This window comes from Pseudomonas sp. TWI923, assembly GCF_039673365.1.
GTDB lineage: Bacteria > Pseudomonadota > Gammaproteobacteria > Pseudomonadales > Pseudomonadaceae > Aquipseudomonas > Aquipseudomonas sichuanensis.
This window is the reverse complement of sequence record NZ_JBDJLM010000124.1, coordinates 1-7987: the sequence shown is the minus strand read 5'-3', so window position 1 is coordinate 7987 and position 7987 is coordinate 1. Positions and strand designations below refer to the sequence as shown.

Genomic DNA, 7987 nt, shown 5'->3' with positions numbered 1-7987 from the left:
AGTACTCGTGGACATCGGTCGAGGCTCCTTTATGAACCCTATCCCGGCACTGGCTAGGCTCTGTACGAAATGTATCTGCACTCGCCCATGCGGCGTTGAAACGGGGCTCGGAATGCTCATGTACTCCAATACACTCAGCTTCTTCCCCCGTTTCGCCTTGTCTGGCCTTCGCGCAGACACATTGCTGTCGGGTAAGTGATTGGGTACGAGATTACTGGTAGTGATCTCGAAGGGGCACCTAGTAAATTTGTCAGTTTTCACAGAATGATTTCTACCGTACAACAGCCCCATCGAGACATGTCGGCGCCGTGCCGATTCGAATGTGGGAGCTGTTTATGGAACGTCAAGCGCCCTTTAACACCCCTGATTTGCAGAAGTTGGTTCAAGAGTACCCCCGCTTGGACGATCAAGTTGTTGTGCCGTGCCATCTGGATATTCGTGAAAATCGCGAAGTGAATCCACCCATGCCTCGGTTGACGCTTGATATTGACGAATTCAAAGAAAACCTTACTGTTGTCGTCATGCCTTATGCTGGCATGGCAGCAGGCGACCAGTTAATTCTGACGCTCGAGGCGTATCCCTACGACGGGGACCCGTTTACGCCGAAAGAATTTAGGGTAACCCTAGATGACGAACACGTGGGAAGGCCAGTGCTGTTCAAAGTGCCGCGTACAGACTTTGAGGCGCCGATTGATCTGGTGGGCTGTTACGTCGGATGGTTTGTTCGCTTGGTCCGTGACGATGAAGAGATAGCGTCTTCGTTGACTCAGAATGTTTTTATTGAGCGCGGGGCAGAGGAATCACATTTTTTGCGAGCGCCGCACTTCAAGGATTTCACCCAGCACACGCTGTTTGCCGACGAATGGGTGGACGGTATCGAGCTGATAGCCTCCGACTCTGGTGATGCACAGCCCGGGGATAGCGTTGTCGTATTTGACGGGGCCGATGGTGTGGCGACTTGGGCGAGGCTTGGACCACTAGTGCCAGGAGCCCCGTTGCAAGTCAGGGTACCTGCAAGTTGGCTTGGCGCTAGCGCAGGTAGGCGATCGTTGAGGATTCAGTATGCCGGCGCCAATCGTTCTTTCAGAACGCATTCGTTGCTGTTCAATGTGGAAAGTACGCGAAAGCTAGAAGCACCACAAGTTCCAGATGCCCAGGAGTTCCGGCTGTTACGGATGGGGTTCGAGGTCAGCGTGCCTATCAGTGACGCTACCTCGGGCAGCACGGTAGTTGCACACCTTGGAACTGTAACAGGCTCAGGGGCGGAAAAAGTCAGAGTCAGTATTGCAAAATCCGAGGTGTACGCAGTTCGAGAAAAGTATTTTGTGTTTTACTTTAGTCCGAGTCAGTTGGGTGTTTTATTGGGGAGGGGGGGTATACAGGCCTATTACTCAGTGGGCGTGGGTGAGCTTGTTTATTCAGACGGAACGCCAGTTGGTTTCAAAGTGCCGGACAAAGAGGTAGTAAAAAATTTCCCTAGAATACAGGTCCCGGCTGCAGCCGGCAGTGCAGGCTTATCACTTGCGCGTTTGAATAAGAACAACGTGAAGGTCAATATCGGCTCTTGGCCGCTGATGGCGCCGGGTCAATTTTTGTTGGTAAAGGCGGATATGGACGGTGGCCAACACGACGTGGTGAACAGGCTGGTCACGGAGGCTGATCTTGAAAATAAAAGCATCGGTGGCACTCTGAGTTATTCAGTTGTCGAAAACAAGAAAGGCAAGGTCATTCGCTTCACGTGTGAAGTAAATTTCAATAATGGTGAAGGAAGCTTTGTGAGATTTGCCAATGTTGACATTGTTATCACTGCGTAGTGAGGTGGGTATGGCCAATTTATACAAGCTGATCGAATGGTTAAAGGTCAAGAGTCGCGTGTTCAGCTGGGATGTGGTGGCCGCCTTGCACGCCGGAAAAGTGAATCATCTACTTGAACAAGGCTACTTAAAGAGCTTCACCGATGGCAGCTACTTGCCCGCTTTTTCCGCGCCGGTAGTGGTCAATGGTGTACTGACCTATTACATGCATGACTTTTTATTGGACTGGCCACGAATGTCATTCGCTGACCGGGGGCTTGATGACTCGCTGGCGCGCTTGAAGATGGTCGTCATTGCTGGGCGCCTGGTGACAATTTCTGCTATCCCCAATGGTTGGCAAGTCTACAGCCTGGAGGCAATTACGCCGTTGCATGGGCCAGTGCTTACGCTTGATGTATTGTTGAATCAGGCGGGTGGGCTGATCGAAGAAGATGGCCGTCTGTTGTTAGATCTGATTAATAGTGACAATTTTTCGATAGATATCGATGATGATGAAGAAGTTCGCATCATTACTGGCGATCTGTTCAAGGCACTGTTCAAAGAACTAGACCCCGCACAGCGCGTCTTCGTCTTGGGGCAACTAAATAACGATGCCCCAGAGCACTTGCGTCCCTACTCGTTTGCCTTGCGTACTCAGCTTGACGATGAGCGTGACGACGAACAGGCTGGCGCGGTGGTGATTTTCATCAGCCTCCAACCTGATCATAAAGGGGAACCCCCGCACAGTGGGGCTGACTTCCAGTATCTGCTACCTGGCGATTATCCGGATTACGATGCGGCGGTGTTGCTCGGCACGCGCAGGGTCATGGTGTTGGCCCTGGTGCCGCTGCTGCAGAAACGCTTCGGATCCTCGCCGAGGATTTGTTATAACGATGAGTTACTGGGTTGGCTGGTGGTACCCGACGCTTATATTGAAATGGATCCCCTTGTAGACTTTATTGATCAAGGTGTTTTGGGGTGGGATATATGGGTCAGTATCAATACGCCGCCTGGAAAACTGAAAGACGCCGCCCATGCGCCTTCCTTGCAGCGCGCAGACGACTGTAAGGACCAGGATTTCGTCATTGCCCTGACGGAAACAGGGGCGGACTTGACCTGGAACATCGATGTCAGCATCCAGATTGACGTGATGGGGGGGCGCAGTGATGCAGATGCCGAACGTGCGCCTCCACAAACGCTCAGGTACCAGTACACCACCCATTACAAGGTTGTGGATGAAGTACCTGCGAGGGTGGTGCGTGAAGATGGCGTATTCGAAGCGCTCGGTGCAGCGCAATTCGATCAGGAGCTCCGGACCTATTTTGAAGACATGTATAAGTTCTACAAGGATCCCAATCCATCAGGTAGCGCACTGGCGGTATTGAGTCGATGTACTGCTCATATGAAGGCCTATGCCCAGAAGGCAGTGGCCAACCTTGATGAGCAGATGCTGATCGATGCGCCGGTCAATGAATGGGTCGACAGCCTGATCGAGCTCAGCTTCGGTGAAGCCATGCTCGAGATCCTTACTCGCGGACCTTGCGATGTGGCGCGCTTCGGGCAGGTGGCCGTGGCGGCGGATGCGCCGAAGGTATCACCGGTATGGCCGATCATTGGCAGCGGCGCACAACGGCAGTTCGAGGTGCAGAGCGAATCGGTGGTGACCTGGGATGTCGAACCGGTAATACCAGGGCCAGCGTTAGGCCGCATCGAAAAGCGATCCGGGCTTTACACTGCGCCTTCGTCCGACCAGTTCAGCGCTCCCCTGTGGCGTGAGCGGATCAAGGCCACCACGGCAACCGGCGCGGTGAGCTACAGCCTGGCCACGGTGACCCAGGAAAACCTGTTGATCTCGCCACTGGTTCGATTCTGTCAGCCAGACGAGGAAATTGCGCTGGTCGCCAGCGTGTCGACGGCCAACCCCGATACGCTGCGGTGGACCGCGCAAGCCGGCCAGTTCGCTTCGCCCACAGGTAAAACGGTCAAGTACACCGCACCCGCCAAGGACAGGAAACAGGCGTACGTGATCGATCCGGTAGTGGTAAGCGACCCCGTGTCCGCCGCTACCTTCACGGCTTATCTGATCACCCTGATGACCAACCCGAAGACAATTCAGGTGAAGGTCGATGAATCTGCAGGGGCCGCGGAACTGAGCGTTCCAAACCACGAGCTTTATCCCAGCGATGAAGTCGAATGGACAGTGAAAGGGCCTGGGCGTGTCGTTGCTGTCGATGGCGAGGTGAGGGCGACGTACCAACCGGACCCCGCCTCGGAGGCGCCATTCGCTCTCGTCGAACTCGAAATCAGGGAATACGACGCCAAGCGTCCGGCCAGTGAGCCAATACGGGTACGCGGCGTGGTCATCCTGCCTCTGCCGTTACATCGCTATGCCTTGCCTGAAGAGCCTGTTCAGCCATGAACGAGGTAGCACACATGAATACTACGATTCCCAAGGTGGTCGAGACATGGATGGCCAGCTCCGAAAATGCCGACATGCTTGGCTGGGACATGATCGTCGCGCTGCCGATCGAGCTGGTCAACGACAGCGTGTTGCAAGCGCTGCTGCGCAAGTTCGCAGGGGGTGAAGCGCCTGACGGCTTGGAAGGCAAGGTCGAGATACCCAACTCTTCCTTGCTGCATCATCTTGGCGGCTACCGGCTTACCAGCCCCAAGCTGTACGCAGGCGCGAGCAACTACGTCGACAACCGGATCAAAATGAGCGTGTCGATGGAAGGGGGGGTCCATTTGCTGACCAGAAATTCCGTCGATGTGATGTCGCTTAGCGCGCATATGCCGCTGAATGCGCTCAAACCAAGTTTCGAGGTGCCGATCACCTTGGCGGGCGGAACGTTGAACACTGACCTGCGCGCCGGCTCCGGTCATGAGTTGACCTTGGGGGGGGGGCGACATCGAGGACACGGCCGCTGGCAGGGAGCTGGGCGCTATGCTCAGCAATTTGGCCGAGACATCCGCGCAGTTGGACCTTGCCTTGCTGCAGCCTTCAGGGCAAAACCCGCTGCGCCGGGTCGCTCGCCTGGAGGTGCGCGTGCAGAGCAGTACAGATGCTCCCGCCGACGACGGGCCGGAGCGACAGAGCCTGTTGCTGTTCGTGCAGCTCGAACATGGCGGCAAGGGCGAGGTACCGGTGGGCGGCAACGCCTTCCCCTACCTGGCCGGGCTGGAGGGCGCCAAACAGCGTTGCACGGTACTGGTGTCGCAGCATCTGCTGCACAGGGTGGCGCTCGGGCAAAGTATCATGACGGCGCTTCAGGAGGGGGAGTTCAGCTACGAGGGCGTTAACGGCCAGCCCTTGGCTTCCATCACGGCAACTGCGGGCGAGCTGCATCTTGCGGGTGGGGCTTATAACAGCCGGAATATCAGCTATGACTTCGACTCCCTGGTATTGCCAGCGGCCACCGGGAACAAAGCGCTGAGGGTCGAGTTTTCGTCTGACCAGGCGATCATGCGTTGGCAGCCCAGGTTCAAGGTCAATTTTCGCTATAGCGTAATGGGTGGCGTGAGCGTCCCGCATGAGGTGGAGATCGAGCCACTGCTGGAGTACGGCTTGCAGCTTACGGGAGCCGAGCAGGGTAGCGAACTGCTGCAGGCTCGCTGGGGCGAGCAAACAGGTCTGCGCTCGAAGTGTTTTGCAGGGTTGCCTGAGACGTTGCAGGAGGACATGACTGCGGCCATCGAGACCTTTATCCGTTTGCGCTACCTGGAGGCTGTCAATGCTCGCGTTCAGATTCGTATCGCTGAGCAACTCTTGCCGTTCCTGCGACTGTTCGACAGCCGTAGCATGCGCTGGCAAATAGGCGCCGCGCCCAACAATCTGGTTGTGGTTGGGGGCTTTGACAATGCCGTTGGTGTTTTCGAGATCGTCGAGCAGGAAGCGCAACTGGCATCAGGGCAGGAGCATACCTTCACGGTTCAGCCTGATGATGGCACTCAACTGCGTTGGGACATCGAACCGTTGCCCGGTTACAGCGGCGCCGTGGGAGAATTCAAGAGCCCAGGTGTCTATGTTGCCCCCTCGTCCAGTCAGTTCGAAGGGGCGACTTTGCGGGTCAAGGTAGTGGCGACCCACCCTGTCAGTGGCTGGCGAAGTTCGGCGTTGGTCTGTGTGAACCGTGCGGGGCTGTTGATGACGCCATTGTTCATGCAGCTTATACGTGGACATGAGTCCCAGACCCGAGTCGATCTGTCGGTCGCAAGTGCTCAGGCAGGGGAGCTCGCATGGTCTATTGTCGACCCGGTCGAAGGCCAGAGTGGCACAGTCAATCCAGACGCAGAGGACGCTAGCAAATCGGTATTCACGGTCGGTCCGCAGCAGGACGACAAGACGTATGTGATCGATCAGGTCGCAGTGCTTAACCGCTTGACCGGCGAGACCCAGAGGGGCGTTTTGCTCGGTGTGCACCAGGACCCAGGCCTGGAAGTTGTGCCTGTCGAAGCTCAGCGTAACGCGCAAGGATTGCAGCTGGAAGCGTTCTATGGAGACGCGTCGATTACGCCCGATTGGTCCTGGACAGGGCCTGGTAAGGTCACCGACGAGGGGATGTACCTGCCCGACCCGGCAACTGCCGAGCATTTTGTACTGATAGTGGCAAGTTATGAGCGCAGGGGGCAGGTGCATGAAGGGCATATTGTGCTGCCGCTGCCGCTGGACAGCTTCCCGGCTGTGCGACGGGCACAGGTGAATCGTGGGCACGCGTTACGCAAGGCGGGTGTGGCGCGTACCGCGCAGGAGCCACCGAAGTTCGACCTGATTCCAGCCAGCGGAGTCGAGGTAACGCCGCTACGTGATATTCAGTTCACCTTCCCGTTGGTGGAACCATCGGCCGTCGAGTGGTCGGTAACTCGAACAGAAGGCGATCCTTCTGGCATGGGCAAGATAAGCAAATCTGGGGTGTATACCGCGGGAACAGCGATGGCCGGTAAGGATACCGTGCACGCCACGGTTATGGGGCTTGGGAGTGTCATCGCCGAAGGGGCCAGCGTCGTACACAATCGACCGAGCGAGCAATCTGCGTGGCAAACAATCAAGGACTTCACGGTAAAGGCAGCGGCATTTGGTGGTAATGGCAGCATGTACCCCAACGGCTATCAGCAGTTGGAAATCGAGGTCAATATCGAGGTCGAAGATGATGGATCTCCCGGCCGGGATGAGCTGGCGACCTTGCAACTGTTTTCCACTTCTACTCATCAGGCCCTCCCTCGCCTGGCGTCTGGGAAGGACAGGCTCGATGAAGTTGGCGTGCAGTGGGCGGTGGCTGGTGCGCCGAACATATATGACCGGGCCAAGCCTGCTGCGGGCGGGGGGCAGATCGACGCCAAGGAAAGTATTTATCTACAAAGCCGTGCCCACGATGAGACGAACGGAACATTCTATGCGGGTTTCCAGGACCGCTATGGTTGCTGGTACTACAGTCCGCATGAGCAAGGGGGGAGCGAAGAAGTCATTGTGACAATGCGCGAGCATAAGCCGGAGTCGGAGGGGGCGTTTGCTTTGAGCGTTAAGCAAATCAAACCAACGGTTAAGGACCCGGTCGGCGAGGACTATGACTTTAAATTGAATACGACGGATTACTGGACGCTGAGCGGTCCTGGTAAATATTTAGACTGCAAGGTTTTTCATGGCGGTCCAGCAGAAAAGCGTGAGAGCCTGGTTACTTGGGAGAATGAAAGCGAGCATGAAATATTGGCCAGCTATACAGGGTTTGTTTTCGTTCCCCATGACACGGAAAAAGTTCCGGATTTCATGAGTTTTGATCGTGGTCTACCGGCGTTGCATCCTAAGTTCGTAACGCTGGCGAACGACACAGTAGAAAAAGACTGGCTGCCTAAAAATGGATTGGTGATTTCTAATTATCGTGTAGACACGCTGCCCTTTTCTGGGGCAGACAAGAAGTATGTGGACAAGTTCAAGGCGCCCTTGGTATTCGAGTTGCTCGATACCCAGGGGAATACCACTGGCGTGAAAGTGGAGTATTCGGGCGAGGGGGTGCGGCGGCGCGACGTGTTGGCTATCAAGGAAGTTATAGCTGACGATTTCAAGGATTAGAGTTTGTGCTGATTTAAGTGTCAGGTGCGGTGGTGTTGTTCTCGCCGTGTTTGTGTGCGTAGGTATATTTTTATTTGGTGTTCATTTCCTTATATGCCTCAAGGAGTGTCTATCCATGTCCGCTAATACA

4 protein-coding genes are annotated in these 7987 nt (G+C 55.7%); 3 read left to right on the top strand and 1 reads right to left on the bottom strand.

Annotated features, from left to right (window positions below):
• Nucleotides 1-335: 335 nt before the first annotated feature.
• Both ABE459_RS25040 and ABE459_RS25035 read left to right on the top strand, forming a co-directional pair.
• Nucleotides 336-1814: a hypothetical protein gene (locus ABE459_RS25040; protein WP_346648164.1), complete on the top strand. Its 1479-nt coding sequence runs from the start codon at nucleotides 336-338 to the stop codon at nucleotides 1812-1814.
• A 10-nt stretch (nucleotides 1815-1824) separates the two neighbouring features.
• The gene (locus ABE459_RS25035; RefSeq protein WP_346648163.1) at nucleotides 1825-4212 is read left to right on the top strand and encodes a hypothetical protein; all 2388 of its coding nucleotides are present in this window, start codon (nucleotides 1825-1827) and stop codon (nucleotides 4210-4212) included.
• Here ABE459_RS25035 and ABE459_RS25030 read toward each other — a convergent pair.
• Entirely contained in the window at nucleotides 4203-4676 is a 474-nt protein-coding gene (locus tag ABE459_RS25030) for a hypothetical protein (protein ID WP_346648162.1), read from the bottom strand. The genes ABE459_RS25035 and ABE459_RS25030 overlap by 10 nt on opposite strands.
• 61 nt (nucleotides 4677-4737) lie before the next feature.
• Between ABE459_RS25030 and ABE459_RS25025 the strand changes: the two genes are divergently transcribed.
• Nucleotides 4738-7857: a hypothetical protein gene (locus ABE459_RS25025; protein WP_346648161.1), complete on the top strand. Its 3120-nt coding sequence runs from the start codon at nucleotides 4738-4740 to the stop codon at nucleotides 7855-7857.
• The last annotated feature ends 130 nt before the right edge of the window (nucleotides 7858-7987 follow it).